Raw genomic sequence first — 25,589 nt, forward strand, 5'->3', positions numbered from 1 at the left:
GGGTCGGGCGATGACTACAGCGCCACACCCAGCAGCGCGTCCACCGCCCTCGTGACCAGGCCCGGGGCGCCCGTGTCCGTGCCGCCCTCCGTGTTCTGGCGGGCCGCCCAGCGGTCCACCGCGGCCAGGGCCGTGGGGGCGTCCAGGTCGTTGGACAGGGCGTCGCGGATCTCCTCGACCAGGGCGTCGGCGGCGGGGCCGTCGGGGCGGGAGACCGCGGCGCGCCAGCGGCCGAGCCGGTCGACGGCGTCCTGGAGGACCTGGTCGGTCCACTCCCAGTCGGCCCGGTAGTGGTGGGCCAGCAGGGCGAGGCGGATCGCGGCCGGGTCGACGCCGTCGCGCCGCACCTGGGAGACGAAGACGAGGTTGCCCTTGGACTTGGACATCTTCTCGCCGTCCAGGGCGACCATGCCGGCGTGCACGTACGCCTTGGCCATCGGGAACTCGCCGGTGAGCACCTGGGCGTGCGAGGCGCCCATCTCGTGGTGCGGGAAGACGAGGTCGGAGCCGCCGCCCTGGACGTCGAAGCCCATACCGAGGTGGTCGAGGGCGATGGCCACGCACTCGATGTGCCAGCCGGGCCGGCCGGGGCCGAGTGACGCGCCGTCCCAGCTGGGCTCGCCCTCGCGGGCCGCCATCCACAGCATCGGGTCGATCGGGTTCTTCTTGCCCGGGCGGTCCGGGTCGCCGCCGCGCTCGGCGGACAGCAGCCGCATGGCGGCCGCGTCGAGGTGCGAGACCGAGCCGAAGCGCGGGTCGGACTCGACGGAGAAGTAGATGTCGCCTTCCAGCTCGTAGGCCGCGCCGATGTCGCGCAGCCGCTCCACGAGCGGGACGATGCCGGGTATGGCCTCGACGGCGCCTATGTACTGCTGGGGCGGGAGCATCCGCAGGGCGGTCATGTCCTCGCGGAAGAGGGCGGTCTCCTTCTCGGCGAGGGCGACCCAGTCGACGCCGTCGCGCTCCGCGCGCTCCAGGAGGGGGTCGTCGACGTCGGTGACGTTCTGGACGTAGTGGACCTGCCGCTTGGTGTCGAGCCACACGCGCTGGACGAGGTCGAACGCGTTGTAGGTCGCCGCGTGACCCATGTGGGTCGCGTCGTACGGGGTGATTCCGCAGACGTAGATGCGGGCGACTGGACCGGGCTGGAGGGTGACCAGGCCGCCGGTCGCGGTGTCGTGGATCCTCAGGTCGCGGCCCTGACCAGGCAGGGCGGGGACCTCGGAAGCGGGCCAGGCATGCATGTACATGAGCCTAACCGGCCGCGCGTCGCGTACACGACCGGGATCGGGTCGGATGGCCTGTTGTGCCCTCTTGTATCTCCGGTCGCACTGTGCTCACACGGGCGGCCAGGGGATCGCCGGCCAGTCCCCGCCGGGTTCCGGGTGCAGCCCGGAGGCGAGGAGGGCGGCGACCCGGGCGCGGGTGGCGTCCAGTTCCGCGGTGGTGATCAGCGTGGCGAGGCGCTCGCCCAGATCGCGGTCCAGCGCGTCGCGGAGCCGTTCGAGGACCCCGACGGCCTCGGCGGTGAGGGGCTCGCCGGCCCAGCCCCACAGCAGGGTGCGCAGTTTGTCCTCGGCGTTGAAGGTGACGCCGTGGTCGATGCCGTAGAGCCGGCCGTCGGCGGTGGGCAGCAGATGGCCGCCCTTGCGGTCGGCGTTGTTGATCACGGCGTCGAGGACCGCGAGCCGGCGCAGCCGTTCGTCGTCGGCGTGCACGAGCAGCGCGGTGCGCCCCTCGCCGACCTCGGCGAAACCGATGGCCTTCCAGCCCGGCTCGGGCTCCTCGCCGTCGACCAGGGCGAGGAGTTCGGGCTCCGGGGAGACCTCGATCCACAGCTGGCACATGCCCTCGCCGTAGGGGCCGTCGCGCAGCACGGTGGGCGGGACGAGGCCCCAGCCGGTGGCCTCGGAGACCTCGTGGGCGGCGACCTCCCGGGCGGCGAGGGTGCCGTCGGGGAAGTCCCACAGGGGGCGCTCCCCCGCCACCGGCTTGTAGACGCAGGTGGCTTCCCGGCCGTCCTGGGCGACGGTGCAGAAGAGGGCGGCGTTGGAGGCGTCGCGGATGCGGCCGCGCACGGTGAGCTCACCGCGGGCGAGCAGTTCGGCGGCGCCCGGGTCGGCGGCGGTCACGCCCCGCGGCGGTATCCGTTCTGGCGCGGGCATACGTGTCCTTCCGGGTCGAGCGGGAGGCTGCACAGCGGGCACGGCGGCCGCCCCGCGTTGACGACGTCGAGGGCGCGCTTGGCGAAGGCACGGGCCTGCGCGCCGGTCAGCCGGACCCGCAGCATCGGGGGCCCGTTCTCCTCGTCCTGGAGCAGCCGCTCCTCGGCCTCGGCGAGGTCCTCCTCGGTGTCGGCGTCCAGCTCCACCAGGGCCTGCGCCTCCACGACCATGCGCTGTTCCTCGGCGTCCCAGGCCAGGGCCATGGTGCCGACCCGGAACTCCTCCTCGACGGGAGTCTCCAGCGGGGCGGTGTCGGAGACCTCGTTGGGCGCCATGGCCGGGACGGGGGCGCTGCCGCCGCTGCGGCGCACGACCTCGTCAAGGAGTTCGTCCATGCGCTCGGCGAGCGCGGCGACCTGGGTCTTCTCCAGGACCACGCTGGTCACCCGGGGGCCCGCGACGGCCTGGAGGAAGAACGTACGGCGTCCGGGCAGTCCGACCGTGCCGGCCACGAAACGGTCCGGCGGATCGTAGAGGAACACCTGACGGGACACGTCCTGTCTCCATTGGGTCGAGAGTTTCGGCGGTGCGTGTGCGGGCCGCTGCGGATACGCGACGGCGCGGATCGCTTCACCCTACTGCGGGCGACGATCACGGTGCGCCCGCACCGCCCCCGACCGGTGCGTCGCCGTCGGGGTGCTCCTCGCGCGGGGCCAGCGAGGCGAGATCGCCGGTGTCGCCGAGGCGGACGAGGAAGGGGCGCAGCCGGGTGTAGCGGATCGCGGTGACGGAGCAGGGCTCCACGGAGATCCGCTGGAAGAGGTCGAGGTGGAGGCCGAGGGCCTCGGCGACCAGGGACTTGATGATGTCGCCGTGGGAGCACATCAGGTAGGTGGCGTCGGCGCCGTGGTCGCGTTCGACGCGCGCGTTCCAGTCGCGTACGGCCTCGGCGGCGCGGGTCTGCATGGCGCGCATGGACTCCCCGCCGGGGAACGCGGCGGCGGAGGGGTGGGCCTGGACGACCTCCATCAGCGGCTCGTCCTTGAGTTCGGCGAGCTTGCGGCCGGACCAGTCGCCGTAGTCGCACTCCCCGATCCGGTCGTCGGTGTGCGGGCTCAGCCCGGGGCGGGCCGCGAGCAGCGGGGCCAGGGTCTCCTGGCAGCGCTGGAGCGGGCTGGTGACGATCTCGGCCAGCGGCAGGGCGGCGAGGCGGGCCGGCAGGGCGGCGGCCTGGGCGCAGCCGCGCTCGTCCAGGGAGACCCCCGGCGTCCAGCCGGCGAGCACGCCGGACGTGTTGGCGGTGGAACGTCCGTGCCTTACGAGGATCAGCGTGGGCATGCGGACCAGGGTAGGCGCATCAGGTGGTGCGCCGGTGACCTCGTGAAGGGAGAATGCGCTCCGTGATCGTCGACTGTGCCATCTACCGGCACGGACAGCGGACCGAGGGCCCGGAGGACCTGTCGGACGCGCTCGCCGCGGCGCGGGCGGCGGGCGGGTTCGTGTGGATCGGGCTGTACGAGCCGTCCGAGCGGGAGTTCGACCTGGTGACCCGGGAGTTCGGGCTGCACCCGCTGGCCGTGGAGGACGCGCTCAAGGCGCATCAGCGGCCCAAGCTCGAGGTGTACGAGGACTCGCTGTTCGTGGTGCTGAAACCGGTCGCCTACGAGCCGGCGAGCGACACGGTCTCGGCGGGCGAGGTGATGGTCTTCGTCGGCGACTGCTTCGTGGTGACGGTGCGGCACGGTGCGGCGTCGCCGCTCGCGGCCGTGCGGCACCGGCTGGAGGAGGAGCCGGAGATGCTCCACAAGGGGCCCACCGCGGTGCTGTACGCGATCGCCGACGCCATCGTGGACCGGTACCTGGAGGTGGCGACGGAGCTCCAGACGGATCTGGAGGAGGTGGAGGCGGAGGTGTTCCGGCCCGAGGGGGGCGGCGCGCGCAACACCGCCTCCCGGATCTACGGCTTCAAGCGGCAGGTCCTGGAGTTCCGCCGGGCGACCGGGCCGCTGGCGACGCCGCTGACCCGGCTGGCGGGGACGGGCTCACTCGGCTCGGGCGGCGGGGTGCCGTTCGTGCACGAGGACGCGCGGCCGTTCTTCCGGGACGTGGGCGACCATCTGGCCCGTGTCAACGAGTCGGTGGAGGGCCTGGACCGGCTGGTGTCGGACGTGCTGTCGGCGCATCTGGCGCAGACCGGCGTGCGGCAGAACGACGACATGCGGAAGATCTCCGCCTGGGCGGCGATGGCGGCGGTGCCCACCATGATCGCCGGGATCTACGGCATGAACTTCGACCACATGCCCGAGCTGCACTGGCTGTGGTCGTACCCGGCGGTGATCCTGGTGATGGCGCTGCTGGAGGTGGTCCTGTACCGGCTGTTCAAGCGGCGCGAGTGGCTGTGAGCCGCCCCGGAAGAAGGGGCCGGGGAGTCGTAACCGCTCGTCGCCGGGCGCGTTGTTCCCGGTGACGGCCGTGGCGGGGAAGACCCCCGAGCCCCCACCACGGCCGTGGAAGACCTCCCGGCTCAGGCGAGCCCGGCGCGCTCCAGGGCCTCGGTGCCGGCGCGCAGGGAGGCGAGCCGCTCCTGGAGGGTGAACCCGGCGGGCGCGAGGCTGAGGGTGGTGACACCGGCCTCGGCGTAGGCCTTCATCCGGTCGGCGATGCGGTCGACGGAGCCCAGCAGCGTGGTCTTGTCGATGAGGTCCTGCGGGATCGCGGCGGCCGCGCCCTGCTTGTCCCCGGACAGGTACTTCTCCTGGATCTCGGCGGCCTCCCGCTCGTATCCCATGCGCTGCGCGAGCTTGTTGTAGAAGTTCTGCTTGGCGCTGCCCATGCCGCCGACGTACAGCGCGGTGTAGGGGCGGAAGGTGTCGGCGAGCGCGGCCACGTCCTTGTCGTCGCCGACGGCCAGCGGCAGGGTCGGGCACACGTCGAACCCGTCGAGGGTCCTGCCCGCCTTCTCCCGGCCCGCGCGCAGATGCGTGAGGGTGGTCTCCTCCAGGTGCTCGGCCGCGGGGAAGATCAGCAGGGCGCCGTCGGCGATCTCGCCGGTCTGCTCCAGGTTCTTCGGGCCGATCGCCGCGATGTACAGCGGGATGTGCTCGCGCTGCGGGTGCACGGTCAGCTTGAGCGGCTTGCCCGGACCACCCGGCAGCGGCAGCGTCCAGTGCTCGCCCTCGTACGACAGCCGCTGACGGGTCATGGCCTTGCGGACGATCTCCACGTACTCGCGGGTGCGGGCCAGCGGCTTGTCGAACCTGACGCCGTACCAGCCCTCGGAGACCTGGGGTCCGGAGACGCCGAGGCCGAGCCGGAAGCGGCCACCGGAGAGGGCGTCCAGGGTGGCCGCCGTCATCGCGGTCATCGCGGGCTGGCGGGCCGGGATCTGGAAGATGGCGGAGCCGACGTCGATGCGCTCGGTCTGGGCGGCGACCCAGCTGAGCACGGTGGCCGCGTCGGAGCCGTACGCCTCGGCGGCCCAGCACACGGCGTAACCCAGCCGGTCGGCCTCCTGGGCCACGGCCAGATTGTCCCCGTCCATTCCCGCACCCCAGTAGCCGAGGTTGAGTCCGAGTTGCATGGCCGAATCCCCTTACCCATGAGTAACGTGCCTGTGGCGCAGACCTTAGCGCGGGGGCGCCGACGGCGCTCCGTGCGGGCCCGTACGAGTTGTCCACAGGCAACCCGCCGCACTGGTTCCGGCCAGTAATCTCGCGGTCATGGAGCAGAGGCATCTCGGCCGTACCGGCCTGCGCGTGTCCCGGATCGGACTCGGCACCCTCACCTGGGGCCGGGACACCGAGGAGCATGACGCCGCGGACATGCTCAAGGCGTTCTGGGAGGCCGGCGGCACCCTCGTCGACACCGCGGACGTGTACGGCGGCGGGGAAGCGGAGTATCTGCTCGGGCGGCTGACGGAACGGCTCGTACCGCGCCGTGACCTGGTCATCTCCACCAAGGCGGGCAGCGTCCCGGACCCCGGGCGCCGCTTCGACGGCTCCCGCGGCCATCTGCTCGCCGCGCTGGACGCCTCGCTGGTCCGCCTGGGCACGGACCATGTGGACCTGTGGCACATCCACGCCTACGACCCCGGGACCCCGCTGGAGGAGACGCTCCAGGCCCTCGACATAGCGGTGGCCAGCGGCCGGGCCCGGTACGCGGGCGTGTCCAACTTCTGCGGCTGGCAGCTCGCCAAGGCGGCCACCTGGCAGCTCGCGGCGCCGGGCACCCGCACCCGGCTGGCCAGTACGCAGATGGAGTACTCGCTGCTCCAGCGGGGCGTGGAGCGCGAGGTGCTGCCCGCCGCGCTGGACCTGGGCGTGGGCCTGCTGCCCTCCTCCCCGCTCGGCCGGGGCGTGCTGACCGGAAAGTACCGGCACACCACGCCCACGCACTCGCGCGGCGCCTCCGAGCACCTGGCGCCGTTCGTGGAGCCTTATCTGGACGACACCGCGACGCGCATCGTCGACGCGGTGACGACGGCCGCCGACGGGCTCGCGGTCACCCCGCTCCAGGTGGCGCTCGCCTGGGTCCGCGACCGCCCCGGAGTCACCGCCCCGATCGTCGGCGCGCGCACCGCGCAGCAGCTCACGGCCGCTCTGTCAGTGGAGACGCTTAGTCTTCCTGACGAGATCTGCCGGGCGCTGGACGATGTGTCGGCGCCCCTGCACCGCTATCCCGATCACGACTGGAGCACGCTGTGAGCACGGAACCGGGGACCACGGAGGAGACGGGTCCGGGGACGCCGGAGACACCCGAGGCGCAGACGGCGCCGCGGACGCCGGACGAGACGGCCCGGGGTGGCGCCGCGGCGGACGGCGCGGACGGTGACGGTGACGGGGCGCCCGAGGGGACGGACGGCGGTACCGGCAAACCCGAGCTGTCCGAGGCGCAGGCCGAGCTGGCCGCGCAGCGGGTGGAGCGGGAGCGGATCGAGCGGCGCAGGGCGGAGCGCCGGGAGCCCGTCGAGAGCGGCGCCAAGCTGAGTGGGAAGGCGGCCGATCTGCTGGCCGCCGTGCGGGCGGTGGAAGGGGGCGGGAAGCCGGCGTCCACGGTGTCCGCCGAGCCCTCGCGGCCCGTACCCGAGCGGGCCGCGGAGCCGGGCCCCGCGGCCGCCCCGGCACGTCCGGCACCCGCGGCGGAGCCGGTGCGCGAGGAGCGGCCCACGCCCGCCCCCGCTCCGGCGCCGGCCGGGCCCGCGCCGCGGGCGGTGGACGCCGTACGGCGGGTACTCGCCGAGGGCGGCGCGCCGGAGGCGCTGGCGCGGCAGGCGGCCGGGGCGCTCGGCGAGGGCGCCGGGGAGGTGCTGCGGGAGGATCCCTGGCAGTTGCTGCGGGTCCCCGGGGTGCGGCCCGAGCAGGCGGACGGTTTCGCGCGGGCGCTGCTCGGCGCCGGGTGCGGTCCCGGGGACGAGCGGCGGGGCCGGTCGGTGACGGTCTGGCTGCTGGAGCGGGCGGCCCTCGCCGGGCACACCGCCCTGGAGCTGTCCGCGCTCACCGCGGCCCTGGCCCAGCGGGGCGTGCCGGACCCGGACGAGGCCGTGCGGAGCACCCTGGCCGAGGGCGAGGCGCTGGTGTTCGAGGACGCCCTGGAGGACGCGGGCGCCCCGTCCTCCGCGCGCGCGGAGGACGACGAGGAGGCGGAGCGCCCGGTGCGGGTGCTCATCGCCCTGGAGCGGTACGCCATGGCCGAGGAGAGCCTCGCCGACGGCCTGGCCCGGCTGATCGACTCCCCCTCCCGGGAGGCCGAGGAGACCTGGGCGCCGGTCGTCGCCGCGCTGTCGGGCGGCGGCGCCGAGCTGGCCCGCGCCGTCGCCGGACACGGTCTGGTCCTGCACACCGGCGGTGAGGCCGCGCGCGCCGAACCGGCGGCCCTGCTCGGCGCCGCCCGGGACGCCGGCCTGCGGGCGCTCGCCGTGTGCCACACCCCGGACGGCCGCGACCGTCTCGCCGCGCTGCCGCCGGCGCGCGGAGCGGGCGTGGGCACGGTCGCCGGGCTGCTGGCCGGTGCCGAGGGTCCGGGCCGGGACGGGGACGGAGCGCTGGAGCTGGACCTGCTGATCGTGCTGGACGCGCCCCAACTGGACGTGGAGAGCGCGGCGATGCTGGTGGAGTCGCTGCCCGACGGGGCTCGGCTGGTGCTCAGCGGGGATCCGGCGCTGCTGTGGTCGGCCGGTCCGGGGCGGGTCTTCGCCGATCTGCTCGCGGCCGGCGCCTGCCCCAGGGTCGCCTCCCGGCTGCCCGACCCCGGTCCGATCGGCGAGCTGCTCTCCGGGATCGGCGTCGGCGAGCTGAACCAGGTCGAGGCGCCCGGCAAGGAGGTCGTGATCGTGCCGGTGCGCGAGGCGGGCGAGGCCGTGCACCGCACGGTGCAGCTGGTCGCGGACTCGGTGCCGCGGGCGTTCGGGGTTCCCGTGGAGGGGACGGTGGTGATCACGCCGGGCCATGGCGGCGCGGCCGGTACCCGGGCCCTCAACTCCGCTCTGAAGGAGCGCCTCAACCCCGGCCCCGGCCGGTTCGGTGGCTTCGACCCCGGCGACCGTATCGCCTACTCCCCCGCCCCGGGCCGGACCCTGCCGGGCACGGTGGTGAAGGCCGACGCCGAGGGGCTGCACCTGTCCTGCGCGGGTGCCCCCGTGGTCGTACCCCGGGAGCGCGTCGAGGCGTGGGTGCGGCACGGATGGGCGCTGACCGCGCACCAGGCGGTGGGCGGACGCTGGCCCGCGGCGGTCGTGGTGCTGCCCGGCGACGCCGCCCAGGCGCTGAGCCGGCCGTGGGTGTACACGGCCTTCGGCCGGGGCGAGCGGCATCTCTCCGTGGTCCAGGGCGCGGAGGGGGCCCTGCCGCGAGCGGTCGCGGAGGTTCCGGCCAGGCCCCGCACGACCCGTCTGGCGGCCCTGCTGCGCCCGCAGTCCCCGACGGGCTGAGGCCCGGCGCCGTCGGGGGGGCGGCGGTCGCCCGGTACGGCCCCGTGCGGTGGTGCCGTACCGGCGGCGCGCCGTCACGGCACCGCCGCCGAGGTCACCTGCCGGCGCCCCGGACACCCGCGCCCGCCGCCCCGTCGGCCTCGCCGTCGTGCTCGCCGTCGTGCTCGTCGTCGGTCCCGTCCAGGTCCTCGTCGTCCACGAACTCCAGGTCGTCGTCCTCGGCGTCCCGGTCGGTGTCGTCGTGTTCGTCGTCGTGTTCGTCGTCCTCGTCGTCGAACACCGCGCTGACGTCGAACCGGCACACCACCGCCTGTGGATCGAAGTGCTCGAAGGGGGCCTCCAGCCACTCCCCGGCCTCCGTCGCCTCGTCGGCCGCGGTGACCCAGAGCGTGGAGTCGCCCTCCTCCAGGCCGAACTCCTTGTGCCGGGAGGCGATCTCGTCCGGTTCGAACTCGCCGAAGAGCAGGCCCAGCGCCCCGGGGACGGTGGCGGCGGCGTCCTCGTCCAGGCCGGCGAGGTCCTCGAAGTCCTCCGCGGCCTCGACCCGCTCGGCCTGGGCCAGCAGCCGCTGGGGCTCCGCCACGGTGTAGTCGCGGCGGATCAGCACGCTGATCGCGTGGGGTTCCTCGGGGCCCGCGTAGGGCGGCAACGTCTCGTCGGCGCCGGGGATCTCGAAGGGAGTGACCTCGTCGTAGCGGTCGTACAGCAGCTCGTCGTACACCTCGGCCGCCGCGGCCAGCTGGTTGAACGCCTCGAAAACGGCCGGGTCGTCGTCTCCTGACCTGCGTTCGACCGCCGCCAGGTGACGGTCGAGCGCGGTCTTGATCGCCTCGGCGGCGGCGCGTACCTCGGCAGCGGTGGGCTGCGCAGCATCAGACATAGTGCAGACGCTATCCGTACCGGGCACCAGCCCGCACAATAGATGCGATGCCGGAATACGAATTTGTCGACGTGTATGTGCCGCGCGGGGTGTCCCGCAAGGAGACCGCACGTCTGCTGACGGACCATGCCGAGTACGGACACTGGGAGTTGGACCGCCTGAGCCTGCTGCGCGACGGCAGCCGCAAGGTGCGGCTGCGGCGGCGGATCATCCGCCAGGTGCGGGCCACCTGGTGAGGCGGGGCCGCTGAGGGCGCCGGGGGCGCCCAGAAGGCGGAGCGGGCCCGCCGACAGCGCCGGACCCGCTCCTCACGCGCCGCCCGTCGCGGCGTGCTCGTCCGCCGGTCTCAGGCCGCCTTGGCCCGTCCCTTGCGGTAGAGCACGGCGCCCGCGATCAACGCGCCCGCCCCGGCCGGCAGCGCCAGACCCAGCGGCAGCTCACTGCCGGTGTGGGCGAGTTCGCCGGTGGTCGGGGACGCCGGGGAGCCCTGCGGCACGTGCACCTGCTGGGCCGGCGGGGTCGCCGGGGTGCCCGGCTGGTGCGGCGTACCCGGCTGGGTCGGCGTGCCCGGGTTGGTAGGCGTGCCGGGCTGAGTCGGCGTACCCGGCTGAGTCGGGTGGCCAGGGTGACCCGGGTGACCGGGGTGACCGGGGTGACCGGGGTGGCCAGGGTGACTCGGCGGGCTGGTGTGGCCGCCGCCCGGCGGGGTGCCGTGCGTCCCGCCGCCGTTGGAGCAGTGGTTGCCCGTGGCGGGGTTGCCCACGCCGACGACGTCGACGCTGTTGCCGCACGCGTTCACCGGGACGTCGATCGGCACCTGGACGGTGTTGCCCGATCCCACGCCCGGCGAGCCGGAGGTGTGTCCGCCGGCGTGCGAGCCGCCGGAGCCGCCGTGGCCTCCGCCGGTGTTGGCGCAGGCGTTGCCCATCGCCGGATTGAGCAGCCCGACGACGTTGACGGTGTTGCCGCAGACGTTCACCGGAATGTGGACCGGCACCTGCACGGTGTTGCCGGACACGACGCCGGGCGAGCCGGTGGCGGCGCCGGACGCGCCCGCGTCCGCGTGTGCCATACCGGTCGCGGCGGCGAGTACCCCGGTCGCCGCCGCCATGGTCATCAGACCTTTACGGGTTCCTTGTCGCATTGCTGCGTACCCCCCTGCCTTCGCTTGCCTTCACTGTCTGGAAAAGGCCGGTCGGCCTCGGAGCGCATGGCGCACGCTCCGAGGCCGACGGCTGAAAGAAGACGTCCCTCGGGGTGGAAAGCCCCGTGGGAAACCGGTGTCAGCTGTTGACGCAGGCGTTGCCGAAGGCGGGGTTCAGGATCCCGATCACGTCGATCGTGTCGCCGCACACGCTCACCGGAACGTGCACGGGCACCTGGATGACGTTGCCGGAGACGACACCCGGGGAGTGCAGGGCGGCACCCTGGGCACCGGAGTCGGCGACGGCCAGGCCCGCGCCCGCGAGAACCAGCCCACCGGTGGCAGCCGCGGCAGCGACGACCTTCTTGATCATTGTTCCTCCTCGTTGGCAAAGCGACCCCAAGGTGCGGGGTCGCATCACCTGTAACGAGGAGGGAGTAATGGAGCTACGAGCTTATGGTCGCATTCACCCTTCTCAGTCGATCCCGAACGCCCGGCCGAAATCGCGGCGTCCGGGCCCGAACCGCCGCGGCCGCTCAGGACGCGTCGATGAACCGGTCGAGCACCCGCACGCCGAACCGGAGGCCGTCCACCGGCACCCGCTCGTCCACGCCGTGGAACATGCCGGCGAAGTCCAGCTCCGGCGGCAGCTTCAGCGGTGCGAAACCGAAGCCGCGGATGCCGAGGTCGTCGAAGGACTTGGCGTCGGTGCCGCCGGAGAGCATGTACGGGACCGCCTTGGCGATGGGGTCCTCGGCGAGCAGCGCGGACTGCATGGCCTCGACCAGCGCCCCGTCGAAGCTGGTCTCCACGGCCTTGTCGGCGTGCACGTCCTCGCGGCGCACACGCGGGCCGAGCAGCCGGTCCAGGTCGCCGAGGAACTCGTCCTCGTACCCGGGCAGGAAGCGGCCGTCGATGTGCGCGGTGGCCTCGCCGGGGATGACGTTGACCTTGTAGCCGGCGTTCAGCTGCGTCGGGTTGGCGGTGTTGCTCAGGGTCGCGCCGATCAGTTTGGCGATGCCGCCGAGCTTGGCGACGGTCGCCTCCATGTCCTCGGGGTCCAGCTCCGTGCCGAGCGCGTCGCCCAGTTCGTCGAGGAAGGCCCGGGTGGTCTTGGTGACCCGCACCGGGAACCTGTGGCGGCCGACGCGGGCGACCGCCTCGGACAGCTCGGTGATGGCGTTGTCGCGGTGGATCATGGAGCCGTGCCCGGCGGTGCCGGCCACGGTGAGCTTCATCCAGTGCATGCCCTTCTCGGCCGTCTGGATCAGATAGAGCCGCCGCCGCTCGTTCACGGTGAAGGAGAAGCCACCGACCTCGCTGATCGCCTCGGTGACGCCCTCGAACAGCTCGGGGTGGTGATCGACCAGGTGGCGGGCGCCGAAGGTGCCGCCCGCCTCCTCGTCGGCGAGGAAGGCGACGACGATGTCGCGCGGGGGCCGCCGGCCGCCGCGCAGCCGGTCGCGCACGACCGCGAGGGTCATGGCGTCCATGTCCTTCATGTCGACCGCCCCGCGCCCCCACACGCACCCGTCGGCGATCTCGCCGGAGAAGGGGTGGTGGGTCCAGTCGTCGGCGTTGGCCGGTACGACGTCCAGGTGGCCGTGGATCAGCAGGGCGGGCCGGGAGGGGTCCTCCCCCGCGATGCGGGCCACGGTGGAGGCGCGGCCGGGGTGGGACTCGTGGATCTCGGGCTCCAGGCCGACCTCCGCCAGCTTCTCGGCGACCCACTCGGCGGCCTGCCGCTCGCCGGGCCCGGAGTGGTCGCCGTAGTTGCTGGTGTCGAACCGGATCAGGTCGCGGCAGAGGTCCACGACCTCGTCCTCACCGGTGACGCCCTGGGTCGTGTCCTTCTCGCTCACGCTGCTTCCTCCCGCTTCCCTGCTGGTGGGTCCCCCTCATCCTCTCTCCGGGCCCGGCCCCGGCCCAAGACCGGTCCCGGCCCGTCGCACGCCGTTCACGCCCGCCCGCCCCGGACCGGGGGTGATCAGCCACCCCCGAAAGCCTGGTAATGTTTCCTCTGTCGCCGCGAGGGAAACCCCGCCGAGGGAGAACCGCGCACGACAGACACCTTGTCCGGGTGGCGGAATGGCAGACGCGCTAGCTTGAGGTGCTAGTGCCCTTTATCGGGCGTGGGGGTTCAAGTCCCCCCTCGGACACCAGTGAAGGCCCCCGCTCTGCGGGGGCCTTTCGCGTGCCCGGAGGCGGCCGGGTTTTTAGACTTGGGGTGTGGCCCGGGTCAACGACGAGGTCGAGGCGATCCTGCGGGAGTACGCCGATCTCATCGCGATCACCGGAGGTGACGCGTTCAAGGCGCGTGCCTACGAGAAGGCGGCGCGTGCCGTCGGGGGGTATCCGGCCGATGTCTCGAAGCTGGACGAGCGGGGGCTGCGGGAGATCCCGAACGTGGGGCGGTCGATCGCCGACAAGGTGATCGAGTACCTGCGGACCGGGAGGATGGCGGCCGTCGAGGAGCGGCGGGCCAGGATTCCCGCCGGGGTGCGGGAGCTGATCACCGTCCCGACGCTCGGGCCGAAGAAGGCGCTGCGGCTGTACGAGGACCTGCACATCTCCTCGGTGGGCGAGCTGGCCGCGGCGATCGAGGCGGACCGGCTGGCCGATCTCAGGGGGTTCGGGGAGAAGACGCAGGACAACATCCGGCACGGGATCGAACTGCTGCGGCGGGCCGGGGCGCGGGTGCCGCTGGCGCTCGCGCTGGACACCGCCGAGGAGATCGTGGGCGCGCTGTCCGCGGTGACGGGGTGCGGGCGGTGCGCGTACGCGGGGTCGCTGCGGCGGATGCGGGAGACCGTCGGGGATCTGGACGTCCTGGTGGCGGCGGAGAAGTCGGGGCCGTTCATGGCGGCGCTGTGCGAGCTGCCGGGCACGGCCGAGGTGATCGCGCGGGGCACGAAGAAGACGTCGGTGCGCACCGGCAAGGGGCTCCAGGTGGATCTGCGGGTGCTGCCCCCGAGGTCGTGGGGCGCGGGCCTGCAGTACTTCACCGGGTCCAAGGCGCACAACATCCGCACCCGCACGATCGCCGTGCACCGGGGGCTGAAGCTGTCGGAGTACGGCGTGTTCGACGTGGAGAGCGGGGAGTCCGTGGCCTCGCGCACCGAGGAGGAGGTGTACGCGAGTCTCGGGCTGCCGTGGATCGTGCCGACGCTGCGGGAGGACCGCGGGGAGATCGAGGCGGGGCTGCGCGGGGAGCTGCCGCGGGTGGTGACCGAGCGGGACGTCCGCGGTGATCTGCACACCCACACGGATCTCACCGACGGCCTCGCGTCCCTGGACGCCATGGTGGAGGCGGCGGCGAGGCGCGGGTACGCGTACTACGCGGTGACCGATCACGCGCCGGACCTGTACATGCAGCGGATGACGGACGAGAAGATCCTGGCCCAGCGGGAGCGGCTGCGGGAGCTGGACGGGACGCATCGGCGGATGCGGCTGCTGCACGGTACGGAGCTGAACATCGGGCCGGACGGCGGGCTCGACTGGCCGGACGAGTTCCTGGCCGGTTTCGATCTGTGCGTGGCCTCGCTGCACTCGCACTTCGACCTCGGCCGCGAGGCGATGACCCGGCGGCTGGTGCGGGCGGTGGAGAACCCGTACGTGAACGTCCTCGGGCATCCCACGACCCGGTTGATCGGCCGCCGGGCGGGGGTGGACGCGGACTGGGACGAGGTGTTCGCGGTCTGCGCGGCGACCGGGACCGCGCTGGAGGTCAACGCCCAGCCGGACCGGCTGGACCTCGGGGACGAGGACATCCTGCGGGCGCGGGCGCACGGGGTGCGGTTCGCGGTGGACACCGACGCGCACTCGGTGCCGCAACTGGCGCAGCTGCGGTACGGCGTGGGCACCGCCCAGCGCGGCTGGCTGACCCCGGACGAGGTGATCAACACCTGGCCGCTGACCCGGCTGCGGCGGTTTCTGCGCAAGGGCGGGCGCTGAGCCTCACCGGTGCTGAGCCTCACCGGGCGGTGGGCCTCACCGGGCGGTGACGACGAGCGTGCCGTCGGGGCCTTCGTCGACACGGGTGCCCCCGGCCCGCCGGTCGAGGGCCGCCCGCAGCCAGGCGGTGTCCTCGGGCCCGGCGCGTTCCAGCCGCATCCGGCGGGCCCGGTAGGGCAGCAGCCTGAGCGCGGCCAGCCGGCCGCTGCCGGGGTCGAGGAGGGCCAGGTGGAGCAGCCGGAGGTCGTCGCGGTAGCGGTCGTGGCCGCCGATGCCCTCGTAGTCGTTCACCAGGTCCCCGCAGCCGTACAGGATCAGCCGGTCCCGGTGGATCTCCGGTGGGCGGGGGTGGTGCGAGGAGTGGCCGTGGACGATGTCGGCGCCGGCGTCGATCAGCGCGTGGGCGAGGCGGGTCTCGGCGCGGGAGATGCCGAGGCCCCAGTTGGGGCCCCAGTGGAGGGAGGCGACGACGAGGTCGCCGGGGCGGCGGACGGGGCGGAGGCGGTCCGCGAGGTCGTCCGCCGCGCCCGCGGGGAGCAGCGCGACCCCGGGGCGGCCGGCGGTGGCGGCCCAGTCGGGCGGGATGCCGCTGGACGGCAGGCCGTAGGCGAGGACGAGGAGGCGGCCGCCGGTGCGCAGCGGGACGCACGCGGGGCGCCGGGCGGCTTCGGCGTCGCGGCCCGCGCCCGCCGTGCGCAGTCCCGCCGCCGCCAGGGACTCCAGCGTCTCCGCGAGGCCGCGGGGGCCGAAGTCGAGGACGTGGTTGTTGGCGAGGACGCAGACGTCGGGACGGGCGGCGGTGAGACAGGGCAGGTTGGCGGGATGCATGCGGTAGTGGACGGCCTTGCCGGGGGCGAAGTCGCCGTCCGCGGTGACGGCGGTCTCCAGGTTGAGCACCCGGACGTCCGGCGTGGCCAGCGCGGCCAGCGCCTCGCCCCAGGGCCAGTCGTAGCCGACGGGGCGGGGGACGGGGCCGTTCGCGGCCTCGGCGAGGGCGACGTAGGCGCGGGCGTCCTTGACGTAGTCCTCCCGCAGGGCCGGGTCGCCGGGGTGCGGGAGGATCTGGTCGATCCCCCTGCCGAGCATGACGTCCCCGGCGAGGCACACCGAGACGGGGTCCCCGGACATGGCCCTAGACGTGCGCGGGTGCCATGTGGTCCGTGAACCAGTCGCGGGCCAGTTCGGTCACCCGTTCCAGCGTGCCCGGTTCCTCGAAGAGGTGGGTGGCGCCGGGGACGGTCTCCAGCCGGTTCTCGCAGCGCAGCCGGGTCTGCGCGTCCCGGTTGAGGTCGAGGACGAGCGGGTCGGCGCCGCCGACGATCAGCAGGGTGGGCGCGGTGACCTCGGGGAGCCGGGGGCCGGCGAGGTCGGGGCGGCCGCCCCGGGAGACGACGGCGGCGGGCTGCCCCTCGGCCGCGGCCCACAGGGCGGCGGCGGCGCCGGTGCTGGCGCCGAAGTAGCCGACGGCGAGGCCGGACGTCGCGGGCTCGGCGCGCAGCCAGTGGGTGGCGGCGAGCAGCCGGCCGGCCAGCAGCGGGATGTCGAAGACGTTGTCGCGGTCCTGTGCCTCCGCGTCGGTGAGCAGGTCGAACAGCAGGATGCCGAGCCCGGCGCGGCGCAGGCCCTCGGCGACCTGCCGGTTGCGGGGGCTGTGCCGGCTGCTGCCGCTGCCGTGCGCGAAGGCGACGACTCCGGTGGCGCCCTCGGGCACGGCCAGGTTCCCGCCCAGCCGTACGGCACCGGCCGGCACGGTCACCTCCCGCTCGGCGCCGGCCGGTCCGGCGGCCTCCGGTCCGGGGCTCGTACGACGCCGCCGTGCCCGGCGCAGACACGCCGTGACCTCCGCCTCCCCGGTCTGTGCGAAGTCGTCGTAGAACTGCCCGACGGCGGCGAAGTCCCAGGGTGTCTCCAGGCAGACGACGTCGTCGGCGTCGCCGCCGAGACGGTGGGCGAGGTCGCGGGGGGCGACGGGGACCGCGAGCACGATGCGGGCGGCGCCGCGGGCGCGGGCGACCCGGCAGGCGACGCGGGCGGTGGAGCCGGTGGCCACGCCGTCGTCCACGATGACGGCGGTGCGGCCGGCGAGCGGGACGGAGGGGCGCTCGCCCCGGTAGCGTTCGGCGCGTTCGGCGAGCACCCGGCGCTCGCGCTCCTCGACCCGGGCGAGTTCGTCCTCGCGCACGCCGGTGCCGCGCAGCACGTCGGCGTTGAGCACCCGCACGCCGTCCTCGCCGATCGCGCCCATCGCCAGTTCGGGCTGGTAGGGCACCCCGAGCTTGCGCACGAGGCAGACGTCCAGCGGGGCGTCCAGGGCCTCGGCGACCTCGGCGGCCACCGGCACTCCCCCGCGCGGCAGCCCGAGCACCACCACGTCCCGGCCCCGCAGCTCCGCGAGGCGGGCGCCGAGCCTGCGCCCCGCCTCCACCCGGTCGGCGAACGGCATGGTGGTCACCTCACTCCCGGGGCAGCCAGAGCGGAGTGGGGCGCTCCGTGTCGGCCGCGCCGAGCGCCCGCATGTCGCCGTTGGCGGCGCGCACCAGCAGTCGGCCCATGGCGATCAGGGCGCGTCCGGCGGCGAGTTCGTCGCCGATCTCGGGTATGTCGCGGTCGTACGGGTTGCGGCGGGCCTCGGCGTGGCTCTCCAGGACGTTGTCCCCGGTGTCCAGGACGATCCGGGCCGTGGTGTCCGGGTCGTGCTCGGACAGGTACAGGTTCAGCCGCCACTCCTTGACGGCCGGCGGGTGATGGCTGCTCACGGGTCGGGTCATCGTCCGTGCCTCCTCCTCGCGGCGCGGGCCCCGGGCGCGTCGGGCCGTGCGTCCGCCGCGGGTCCGCCCGTTCTCCACTGTGCACCCGTCCGGCGGCGCACGCCTCCCCTGCCCGGGACCCGGTGCGCCCGCCCCGGCACAATGGGGCGCATGACCACGCGCACCTGCCCCTGCGGACTGCCGCAGTCCTACGACGCCTGCTGCGGCCGTTTCCACTCGGGCGCCGCGAGCGCGCCGACCGCCGAGCTGCTGATGCGCTCGCGGTACTGCGCCTTCGTCAAGGGGGACACCGGGTATCTGCTGCGCACCTGGCATCCGCGGACCCGGCCGGAGCGGCTGGACCTCGATCCGCGGATGAGGTGGACCGGTCTGGAGATCCTCGGCGCCACCGACGGGTCCGCCTTCCACGCCACCGGGACTGTGACCTTCCGCGCCTCCTACCGGGGCGGCTCGCTGCACGAGCGCAGCCGGTTCGAGCGGGTGGACGGGGCGTGGGTGTACCTGGACGGGGACTTCCTGGAGTAGCCCGGCCCGTCGGGGCGCCCTCGCGCGCGGCGTCCCGGGCGGTCTGGACTACGGGGCCAGGATGTCCAGTTCCTGCAGCGCGCCCACGGTGATCTGCCGGGTGAGTTCCTCGGCGCGCGCCGCGTCCCGGGCGCGCACGGCCTCGGCCACCCGGACGTGCAGGGTGACGGCCGCCGGGTCGGGGTCCTCGAACATGACCTCGTGCTCGGTGCGGCCGGTCAGCACCTCGGCCACGACGTCGCCGAGGCGGGCGAACATCTCGTTGCCGGAGGCGGTGAGGATGACCCGGTGGAAGGCGACGTCGTGGTACAGGTACTCGGCCAGCCGGTGGCCGCGCGAGTGGGCGACCATGCCGAGCGCGCACTCGGTGAGTTCGGCGCACTGCTCGGGGGTGGCGAGCCGGGCGGCGAGGCCGGCCGCGGCCGGTTCGATCGCGGAGCGCAGCACGGTGAGCGAGCGCAGCTGGTGGGGGCGGTCGGCGCCGGCCAGCCGCCAGCGGATGACCTGCGGATCGTAGACGTTCCACTCGCACTTGGGGCGGACGGTGACGCCCACCCGGCGACGGGACTCGACCAGGTGCATGGATTCGAGGACCCGCACCGCCTCGCGCATCACGGAGCGTGACACCTCGAAGTGCTGAGCGAGTTCGTCGGTGCGCAGGATGCTGCCCGGCGGGTACTCGCCCGCGGTGATCGCGGGGCCGAGGGTGTCCAGTACGCGGCCGTGCAGCCCCCGGCCCGGTGTGCTCATGCACTCAGCGTACGGCGTAGGTCACGGAAACAAAAAGTCAGACTTATACATCACAGACTCTTGAATTCGTCGTACCTAATGGGTTTCAGTGTGGCGACGCCGCCGCGGCGTCGGATGTCGAGGAAGACAGCGAGGCAGTACATGCGAACCCCCCAGGTCGTCGTCGTGATGGGCGTCGCGGGGACGGGCAAGACCACGATCGGTCCCCTGCTCGCCGCGCGGCTGGGCGTCCCGTACGCCGAGGGCGACGACTTCCACCCCAAGGCCAACATCGACAAGATGACGGCCGGGATACCGCTGGACGACGGCGACCGCCGGCCCTGGCTGGACGCCATCGGCCACTGGGCGCACGGGCGGGCCGGGCTCGGCGGGGTGGTCAGCAGTTCGGCGCTGAAGCGGGCGTACCGCGACCGGCTGCGGGCGGTGGCGCCCGGGGTCGTGTTCGTGCACCTGACGGGCGACCGGAAGCTGATCGAGGACCGGATGGCGCACCGGCAGGGCCACTTCATGCCGACCGCGCTGCTGGACTCGCAGTTCGCCACGCTGGAGCCCCTCGGGCCGGACGAGACGGGTGTCGCCGTGGACGTCTCCGGCGGCCCCGAGGAGATCGCCGGACGTGCCGTACTGGCACTGGACGGGCTGTCCACCGCATCCGCGCAGCAGTAGCGCCCTCCCCAACTCCCCGTAACCGCAAGGAACCCCCGTGACCAGACTCAGCGTCGAGATGCTGGCAGCGGACGCCCCTCCGCCGATCTCCACCGCAGGCCACGCCCAGCTGGGCATCGCCGCACTGGTGGGCATCGCGGTGATCGTCCTGCTCATCACCAAGTTCAAGCTGCATGCCTTCCTGGCGCTGACCATCGGGTCGCTGGCGCTCGGCGCGGCCGCCGGCGCGCCCCTCGACAAGGTGCTCACCAGCTTCACCACCGGGCTCGGCGCCACGGTCGCGAGCGTCGGTGTGCTGATCGCGCTGGGCGCCGCGCTCGGCCGGCTGCTCGCCGACTCCGGAGGCGCGGACCAGATCGTGGACACCATCCTGGCCAAGGCCGGCGGCCGGGCGATGCCCTGGGCGATGGTGCTCATCGCCTCCGTGATCGGGCTGCCGATCTTCTTCGAGGTCGGCATCGTGCTGCTGATCCCGGTCGTGCTGATGGTCGCCAAGCGCGGCAACTACTCCCTGATGCGCATCGGCATCCCGGCCCTCGCCGGCCTGTCCGTGATGCACGGCCTGATCCCGCCGCACCCCGGTCCGCTGGTCGCGATCTCCGCGCTGCACGCCAACCTGGGCGTGACGCTGGCGTTCGGCATCCTGGTCGCCGTCCCGACGGTGATCGTCGGCGGTCCGCTGTTCTCGAAGGTCGCGGCCCGCTGGGTGGACGTCCCGGCTCCTGAGCGGATGCTGCCGCAGCGGCCCTCGCAGGAGCTGACGCGCCGTCCGAGTTTCGCGGCCACGCTCTTCACCATCCTGCTGCCGGTGGCGCTGATGCTGCTCAAGGCGCTCGTGGACATCGTCGTCGACGATCCCGCGAACACCACGCAGCGCGCCTTCGACGTCGTCGGCGCCCCGCTGATCGCCCTGCTCGCCGCCGTGCTCGTCGGCTTCTTCACGCTGGGCCGGCCCGCCGGGTTCAGCAAGGAGCGGCTCCAGGCCACGGTGGAGAAGGGCCTGATGCCCATCGCGGGCATCCTGCTGATCGTGGGCGCGGGCGGCGGCTTCAAGCAGACGCTGATCGACTGCGGTGTCGGCCGGATGATCCTGGACGTCTCCAAGGACTGGTCGATACCGGCGGTGCTGCTGGCCTGGCTGATCGCCGTGGTGATCCGGCTCGCGACCGGCTCGGCGACGGTGGCGACGGTCTCGGCGGCCGGTCTGGTCGCCCCGCTCGCGGCCGACATGTCGAGCGCCCACACCGCGCTGCTGGTCCTGGCGATCGGCACCGGCTCGCTGTTCTTCAGCTTCGTCAACGACGCCGGGTTCTGGCTGGTCAAGGAGTACTTCGGACTCACCGTCGGACAGACCGTCAAGACGTGGTCGATCATGGAGACGATCCTGTCGGTGGTCGGCGGCGCGCTGGTGCTGGTGCTGTCACTGGTCGTCTAGACGACCGTGCCGGTCGGTACGACGCCGCGGCCCGCCCCTCCTCGACCGCGAAGGCCGGGGAGGGGCGGGCTTCTTCATGGGCGGGGCACGGGCCGCGCACGGGCGGGTTCACGGGCCGGGCCCGGACGGGGCCGCCGTCCGTCTCCGGCGAGCCCGTTCACGGGCGCGGGCGCCACAACGGGTGCCGCTGTCTCGCCCACTCCTGGCTGACCGTCCCCGTGCGCAGCCCCTTGCGCGCCTCCGGGTCGCCGAGCGCCATGCCGATGTGGCCCGCGAGGACGACCGCGATGGTGAGGGCGAGCCAGTCGTGGACGAAGGTGGCGGAGGTGCGCCAGACCAGCGGGGCGAGATGGGTGAACCACATCAGCAGGCCGGTGCCGAGCATGACCAGGGTCGCGCCGGCGATCCAGGCGGCGTAGACCTTCTGCCCGGCGTTGAACTTGCCCGCCGGGCGCGCCGCGCGGCGCCGGTCGCGGAGCAGGGCGGCCCGCAGCCAGACCTTGTCGTGCGGGCCGAACCGGTTGAGGAAGCGCAGGTCGGCGCGGAAGGCGCGGGAGGCCAGGCCCAGCAGGACGGGGACGGGCAGGGCGAGCCCGGCGCACTCGTGGACGCGGACGACCAGGGCGCGGCGGCCGACCAGTACGGCGAGCTGGGGGATGTAGAGGACGGCCGCGGTCACCACGCACACGCCCATCAGCGCGGCAGTGGTGCGGTGGATCCAGCGTTCGGCCCGGGAGAAGCGGCGGATCCGGGCGGCGGGCCGGGCCGGGGCGTCAGCTCGTGGGCTCATCGGTGCGTCCGTTCGAACGGCCGACCCAGGCGTCGACGTCGTAGCCCAGGTTCTCCCAGTAGCCCGGCTCGACGCGGTCGGTGACGGTGATGCCGGAGAGCCACTTGGCCGACTTGTAGAAGTACATGGGCGCGACGTAGAGGCGGACCGGGCCGCCGTGGTCGTGGCCGATGCCCTTGTCCTGCATGCGCAGGGCGACCAGGACGTCCGGGCGACGGGCCTGGTCGAGGGTGAGGCTCTCGGTGTAGGTGCCGTCGAAGCAGGTGAAGCGGATCGCCTTGGCGGTGCGGCGGACCCCGGCTGCGTCGAGCAGATCGGCGAGGCGCACGCCCTCGAAGGGGGTGCCGGGGACCCGCCAGCCGGTGACGCACTGGACGTCCCTGACCAGCCGGGTCTGCGGGAGGTCACGCAGCTCGGCGAGGTCGTAGGCGCGGGGGCGGTCGACCAGGCCGCCGACGGTCAGGCGGTAGTCGGTGGCGTTCTTGGCCGGGACGGAGGCGGCGACCGAGTAGTAGCGGAAGCCGCCGCCGTTGGGCAGCAGGCCGGTCAGGCCCGTCGGGTCCTTGGAGGTCAGGCCCTCCATGGCGCGTTGCAGGGTGGGCGCGGCGAGCACACCGAGGGCGCCCAGGCCGAGGGTGCCGAGGAAGACGCGGCGGCCGACGGGGGTGCCGTCCCGCTCCTCGGGGGGTTCCGGATTCACCCCTTCATTCGAACACCGGTCTCGCGGGGTGACCAGCAGATCGGGGCACCGGTCAGGGATTCGTAAGGAATGCGCGGGCGCGGGCGCGGGCCGCGCGGAAGGCGGCGCGCGGGTCGCGGTGCGGGTAGCACCAGGGGGCCCGGGTGGCGTGGGCGCCGATGCGCCGGAAGAGGACGGCGGCCTCCGCCGGGCGGTCAGCGCAGGACAGGGCGAACGCGAGGTGGTTGAGGTCGATGTGGCGGCGGGGGTGTTCGTCGTGTTCCCACTCCAGCCACCAGTCGAAGCCGGCGCGCAGCATCCGGCGGGCGCGCGGCCCGGACCAGTGCGCCTGGGCGGCTGGGTCGGCCGGGGCGTGGCCGGTGGTGGCGAGCACCCGGTGGCGCTCGGCGAGGGCGACGACCGGCAGCACGGCCAGCGGGGAGTCGGCGGGGGCCTCGGCGGCGGCCAGCTCGGCGAAGTCGTACACCTGGTGGGACTCGGGACGCCCGCCCGAGGGCCGTTCGGCGAGGCGGGCGACGAGGAGATGGTGGGCGTGGTGGTGCTCGGGGTGGCGGCTGCGCACCTCGGCGAACGCGTCGAGGACCTCGCGCTCGGGGCCGGCGGTCCGGGCGAGGCGGAGCAGTCCGAGCCAGGGGGTGGGGTCGGCGGGGGCGAGCGCGGCGGCCCGCCCGCATGCCTCGCGGGCCGACCCGGGATCCTCCCGGCCGCGCAGGGCGCGCTGGACTCGGGCGAGGGCGAGCAGTGCCGCGGCGTCCGGGGAGCCGGGTTCGTCCTGGAGCCAGTCAGAGGCCCAGGCGGCGGCGTAGGGCTCGCGGGCGAGCGCGGCCAGCCGGTGGCCCCTGCGGTCCCAGTCGTCGCCGGTGCGCAGCAGCAGGGAGCGGGCGGCCTGGCGGCGGCCCTGGACCAACGCGGCGCGCGCGGCGCGCAGTTCGGCGTCGTCGAGGGCGTCGTCGTAGCCGCCGGAACGGTCCGGGGCGGTGGCACCGGAGGGGGCCGTGCGGGCCCGGCGCACGTCGAGCAGGGGCGGGAGTGGTGACACCGCGGAACTTCCTGTTTCTCGGGCTGCCATCGGCCGATCACACACAGCAAACCCGCAGGCCAAGGTTTGCGTCAAGCGGAACGCTGCTGTTAATGAGTTCAACTACCTTTCCACACAGGGAAATTGGGGTATTCCGCAGATACCCGACCGCCCGCCGGGCCGCGCCGGAACCGGCACGGGGCGCGGCGCTGTGGCGTACGTCATCCCGTCGTGCCGTTCACGCCGCCGCGGTGTGTGGCGTACGCCATGGCGCCCCGCGCCCCCGGCGCCGACCATGGCGGGCAACCGTCCCTTTCCGGGTTCTTCCGGGGCATGCCGTCCCGGGAGCGCTACAGTCGGCCACTACGCGTCCGTGGTCCGGCCGGATGATCGAGGTACGCAGCGTGTCGGTTCTGGTTCTCCTCCTCGCCGTGAGCGCGGCCTGCTGTCTGGGCCTCGGCTTCGTGCTCCAGCAGAACGCCGCGCAACAGGCGCCGCTGAGCGACTTCCTGTCCTTCAGGCTGCTGCTCGACCTGATGCGGGTGCCGCGCTGGCTCGGCGGTCTCGGGCTGGTGGTGGCCGGCATGGTGCTGGGTGCGGTGGCCCTCGGCAAGGGTGAGATCTCGCTGGTGGAGCCGCTGCTCGCGACCAATCTGCTGTTCGCGCTCGCGCTCTCCCGGTACCAGACCGGACAGCCGCTGGGACGTCAGGGCTGGGCGGGGCTGCTGCTGCTCGCGGGCGGGGTGAGCGCGTTCATCACGGCGGGTGAGCCCCGGGCCGGCGACGCCGTCGCCGATCCGCTGCGGCACTGGCTGATCATCGGCGTGGTGGTGGGCGTGGCCCTGGCCCTGACGACGTACGCCAAGCGCTCCCGGCCGAACTGGGCCGCCGCGCTGCTGGCCCTGGCCGCCGGGCTCCTCTACGGGGTGCAGGACGCGCTGACCCGGGTGAGCGGCACGCTCTACTCCGAGGGCGGCTTCGCGGAGCTGTTCACCGGCTGGCAGCCGTACGGCGTGTTCCTGTGCGGGGTCACCGGGCTGGTGCTGGTGCAGAGCGCCTTCGAGACGGCGCCGCTGCGGATGTCGCTGCCCGCGCTCACCGCGGCCGAGCCGCTCGCCGGGATCCTGTGCGGGGTGGGCTTCCTCGGCGACCGGCTGCGCACCGACACCGGGGCACTGGCCTGGGAGGCGGCCGGGCTCGCGGGCGTGGTCGCGGGCATCGTGCTGCTCGGGATGCACCCGGCGATGCCCCGCGGCACGACCGGGTCGAAACCGCCGGCCCACGAACTCCAGCGCCGCTGAATCCCCCGTCCGTACCGCATGCGCCCGTGCTTGGATGAGGGCATGAACCCTGCTGACGAGATCCTCGACATCGTCGACGAACACGACCGCGTCGTCGGGCAGTTGCCGCGCGGCGAGGTGTACGGGCGCGGGCTGCGCCACCGCTGTGTCTTCATCCAGGCCCGGGACGCGCGCGGGCGCCTGTTCGTGCACCGGCGCACGGCGACCAAGCTGGTGTTCCCCGCCCTGTACGACCCGTTCGTCGGCGGGGTGGTGGGCGCGGGCGAGTCCTACGACGAGGCGGCGCTGCGGGAGGCCGAGGAGGAGCTGGGCGTGTCCGGTCTGCCCCGGCCGACGTACCTCTTCAAGTTCCTCTACGACGACGGAGCCGGGAAGACCTGGTGGTCGGCGGTGTACGAGGTGCGCTGCGAGCTGCCCGTGAACCCCCAGGCGGAGGAGGTCCAGTGGCACGGCTTCCTCTCCGACGAGGAGGTCGAGGAGCGCCTCGGCGAGTGGGAGTGGGTGCCGGACGGGCTGGCCGCGTACGAGCGGCTCGCGGCGTTCCGCGCCGGGACCTGAGCACCCCTCC

Annotated in this window: 26 protein-coding genes and 1 tRNA gene; 11 read left to right on the top strand and 16 right to left on the bottom strand. The window is 73.8% G+C overall.

The window, feature by feature from the left end:
* Window positions 1-14: 14 nt before the first annotated feature.
* The 4 genes from mshC to VT52_RS22005 all read right to left on the bottom strand — a co-directional run bounded on the left by mshC (window position 15) and on the right by VT52_RS22005 (window position 3,503).
* Window positions 15-1,244: a cysteine--1-D-myo-inosityl 2-amino-2-deoxy-alpha-D-glucopyranoside ligase gene (gene mshC / locus VT52_RS21990; protein ID WP_046424233.1), complete on the bottom strand. Its 1,230-nt coding sequence runs from the start codon at window positions 1,242-1,244 to the stop codon at window positions 15-17.
* Between the two features lie 93 nt (window positions 1,245-1,337).
* On the bottom strand, window positions 1,338-2,165 hold the full coding sequence (locus tag VT52_RS21995) for an SCO1664 family protein (RefSeq protein WP_079175196.1): 828 nt from the start codon (window positions 2,163-2,165) through the stop codon (window positions 1,338-1,340).
* Window positions 2,129-2,719, bottom strand: a complete 591-nt coding sequence (locus VT52_RS22000; protein WP_046424019.1) for a DUF3090 domain-containing protein — start codon at window positions 2,717-2,719, stop codon at window positions 2,129-2,131. Before VT52_RS22000 ends, VT52_RS21995 begins: the two co-directional genes overlap by 37 nt.
* 97 nt (window positions 2,720-2,816) lie before the next feature.
* Window positions 2,817-3,503, bottom strand: a complete 687-nt coding sequence (locus VT52_RS22005; protein ID WP_046424020.1) for a histidine phosphatase family protein — start codon at window positions 3,501-3,503, stop codon at window positions 2,817-2,819.
* Between the two features lie 62 nt (window positions 3,504-3,565).
* On the opposite strand from VT52_RS22005, the gene corA reads away from it, so the two are divergent.
* Window positions 3,566-4,567 (top strand): magnesium/cobalt transporter CorA, encoded by a 1,002-nt coding sequence (gene corA, locus VT52_RS22010; RefSeq protein WP_046424235.1) that lies wholly within the window; start codon window positions 3,566-3,568, stop codon window positions 4,565-4,567.
* Window positions 4,568-4,689: 122 nt separating this feature from the next.
* Here the strand turns inward: corA and VT52_RS22015 are convergent, their stop codons facing one another.
* Window positions 4,690-5,745 carry an LLM class F420-dependent oxidoreductase gene (locus VT52_RS22015; protein ID WP_046424021.1) on the bottom strand — a complete coding sequence of 352 codons (1,056 nt, stop codon included), beginning with the start codon at window positions 5,743-5,745 and terminating at the stop codon, window positions 4,690-4,692.
* A 139-nt stretch (window positions 5,746-5,884) separates the two neighbouring features.
* On the opposite strand from VT52_RS22015, the gene VT52_RS22020 reads away from it, so the two are divergent.
* Together VT52_RS22020 and VT52_RS22025 are read left to right on the top strand one after the other, a co-directional pair.
* Window positions 5,885-6,868: an aldo/keto reductase gene (locus VT52_RS22020; protein WP_046424022.1), complete on the top strand. Its 984-nt coding sequence runs from the start codon at window positions 5,885-5,887 to the stop codon at window positions 6,866-6,868.
* Window positions 6,865-9,090 (top strand): ATP-dependent DNA helicase, encoded by a 2,226-nt coding sequence (locus tag VT52_RS22025; RefSeq protein ID WP_046424023.1) that lies wholly within the window; start codon window positions 6,865-6,867, stop codon window positions 9,088-9,090. Before VT52_RS22020 ends, VT52_RS22025 begins: the two co-directional genes overlap by 4 nt.
* A 94-nt stretch (window positions 9,091-9,184) precedes the next feature.
* Here the strand turns inward: VT52_RS22025 and VT52_RS22030 are convergent, their stop codons facing one another.
* On the bottom strand, window positions 9,185-9,970 hold the full coding sequence (locus VT52_RS22030; protein ID WP_079175197.1) for a hypothetical protein: 786 nt from the start codon (window positions 9,968-9,970) through the stop codon (window positions 9,185-9,187).
* 47 nt (window positions 9,971-10,017) lie between these two features.
* Between VT52_RS22030 and VT52_RS22035 the strand changes: the two genes are divergently transcribed.
* Window positions 10,018-10,206 (top strand): DUF5703 family protein, encoded by a 189-nt coding sequence (locus VT52_RS22035; protein WP_046424025.1) that lies wholly within the window; start codon window positions 10,018-10,020, stop codon window positions 10,204-10,206.
* A gap of 110 nt (window positions 10,207-10,316) precedes the next feature.
* Here VT52_RS22035 and VT52_RS22040 read toward each other — a convergent pair whose 3' ends face one another.
* From VT52_RS22040 to VT52_RS22050, 3 genes are all read right to left on the bottom strand, one after another.
* Complete coding sequence (locus VT52_RS22040; RefSeq protein WP_046424026.1) at window positions 10,317-11,114, bottom strand: chaplin; 798 nt, start codon at window positions 11,112-11,114, stop codon at window positions 10,317-10,319.
* Between the two features lie 139 nt (window positions 11,115-11,253).
* On the bottom strand, window positions 11,254-11,487 hold the full coding sequence (gene chpH / locus VT52_RS22045) for a chaplin ChpH (RefSeq protein WP_046424028.1): 234 nt from the start codon (window positions 11,485-11,487) through the stop codon (window positions 11,254-11,256).
* Window positions 11,488-11,650: 163 nt separating this feature from the next.
* Window positions 11,651-12,976: a M20/M25/M40 family metallo-hydrolase gene (locus VT52_RS22050; RefSeq protein ID WP_046424029.1), complete on the bottom strand. Its 1,326-nt coding sequence runs from the start codon at window positions 12,974-12,976 to the stop codon at window positions 11,651-11,653.
* 212 nt (window positions 12,977-13,188) lie between these two features.
* Here VT52_RS22050 and VT52_RS22055 point away from each other — a divergent pair.
* Window positions 13,189-13,276: transfer RNA gene (locus VT52_RS22055), tRNA-Leu, on the top strand.
* Between the two features lie 67 nt (window positions 13,277-13,343).
* Complete coding sequence (gene polX / locus VT52_RS22060; protein ID WP_046424031.1) at window positions 13,344-15,068, top strand: DNA polymerase/3'-5' exonuclease PolX; 1,725 nt, start codon at window positions 13,344-13,346, stop codon at window positions 15,066-15,068.
* A gap of 36 nt (window positions 15,069-15,104) precedes the next feature.
* Here polX and VT52_RS22065 read toward each other — a convergent pair whose 3' ends face one another.
* The 3 genes from VT52_RS22065 to VT52_RS22075 are packed head-to-tail and all read right to left on the bottom strand — an operon-like array spanning window position 15,105 to window position 17,836.
* Window positions 15,105-16,196: a CapA family protein gene (locus tag VT52_RS22065; protein WP_046424033.1), complete on the bottom strand. Its 1,092-nt coding sequence runs from the start codon at window positions 16,194-16,196 to the stop codon at window positions 15,105-15,107.
* 4 nt (window positions 16,197-16,200) lie between these two features.
* Window positions 16,201-17,511: a phosphoribosyltransferase family protein gene (locus VT52_RS22070; RefSeq protein ID WP_046424240.1), complete on the bottom strand. Its 1,311-nt coding sequence runs from the start codon at window positions 17,509-17,511 to the stop codon at window positions 16,201-16,203.
* Between the two features lie 10 nt (window positions 17,512-17,521).
* On the bottom strand, window positions 17,522-17,836 hold the full coding sequence (locus VT52_RS22075; protein WP_046424035.1) for a dsRBD fold-containing protein: 315 nt from the start codon (window positions 17,834-17,836) through the stop codon (window positions 17,522-17,524).
* 150 nt (window positions 17,837-17,986) lie between these two features.
* On the opposite strand from VT52_RS22075, the gene VT52_RS22080 reads away from it, so the two are divergent.
* A complete protein-coding gene (locus tag VT52_RS22080) occupies window positions 17,987-18,361 on the top strand; it encodes a YchJ family protein (protein WP_046424037.1) in 375 nt (124 codons plus the stop codon).
* Between the two features lie 48 nt (window positions 18,362-18,409).
* Here VT52_RS22080 and VT52_RS22085 read toward each other — a convergent pair whose 3' ends face one another.
* A complete protein-coding gene (locus VT52_RS22085; protein WP_046424039.1) occupies window positions 18,410-19,111 on the bottom strand; it encodes a FadR/GntR family transcriptional regulator in 702 nt (233 codons plus the stop codon).
* 141 nt (window positions 19,112-19,252) lie between these two features.
* On the opposite strand from VT52_RS22085, the gene VT52_RS22090 reads away from it, so the two are divergent.
* Window positions 19,253-19,777 carry a gluconokinase gene (locus VT52_RS22090; RefSeq protein ID WP_046424041.1) on the top strand — a complete coding sequence of 175 codons (525 nt, stop codon included), beginning with the start codon at window positions 19,253-19,255 and terminating at the stop codon, window positions 19,775-19,777.
* A gap of 37 nt (window positions 19,778-19,814) precedes the next feature.
* Window positions 19,815-21,212 (top strand): GntT/GntP/DsdX family permease, encoded by a 1,398-nt coding sequence (locus VT52_RS22095; RefSeq protein ID WP_046424042.1) that lies wholly within the window; start codon window positions 19,815-19,817, stop codon window positions 21,210-21,212.
* Between the two features lie 157 nt (window positions 21,213-21,369).
* On the opposite strand, the gene VT52_RS22100 is transcribed toward VT52_RS22095, so the two are convergent.
* From VT52_RS22100 to VT52_RS22110, 3 genes are read right to left on the bottom strand one after another with little or no spacing between them, the layout of a single operon-like run.
* The gene (locus tag VT52_RS22100; RefSeq protein WP_046424044.1) at window positions 21,370-22,002 is read right to left on the bottom strand and encodes a cytochrome b/b6 domain-containing protein; all 633 of its coding nucleotides are present in this window, start codon (window positions 22,000-22,002) and stop codon (window positions 21,370-21,372) included.
* Window positions 21,986-22,702: a molybdopterin-dependent oxidoreductase gene (locus tag VT52_RS22105; protein WP_046424046.1), complete on the bottom strand. Its 717-nt coding sequence runs from the start codon at window positions 22,700-22,702 to the stop codon at window positions 21,986-21,988. The genes VT52_RS22100 and VT52_RS22105 overlap by 17 nt, the downstream gene beginning before the upstream one ends.
* 52 nt (window positions 22,703-22,754) lie before the next feature.
* Window positions 22,755-23,741, bottom strand: coding sequence for a hypothetical protein (locus VT52_RS22110; RefSeq protein ID WP_046424048.1), 987 nt, complete (start codon window positions 23,739-23,741; stop codon window positions 22,755-22,757).
* Between the two features lie 383 nt (window positions 23,742-24,124).
* On the opposite strand from VT52_RS22110, the gene VT52_RS22115 reads away from it, so the two are divergent.
* Entirely contained in the window at window positions 24,125-25,021 is an 897-nt protein-coding gene (locus VT52_RS22115; protein ID WP_046424243.1) for a DMT family transporter, read from the top strand.
* Between the two features lie 42 nt (window positions 25,022-25,063).
* On the top strand, window positions 25,064-25,579 hold the full coding sequence (locus VT52_RS22120; RefSeq protein ID WP_046424050.1) for an NUDIX hydrolase: 516 nt from the start codon (window positions 25,064-25,066) through the stop codon (window positions 25,577-25,579).
* Window positions 25,580-25,589 lie beyond the last annotated feature (10 nt).

Source organism: Streptomyces malaysiense, from assembly GCF_000980885.2.
GTDB lineage: Bacteria > Actinomycetota > Actinomycetes > Streptomycetales > Streptomycetaceae > Streptomyces > Streptomyces malaysiense.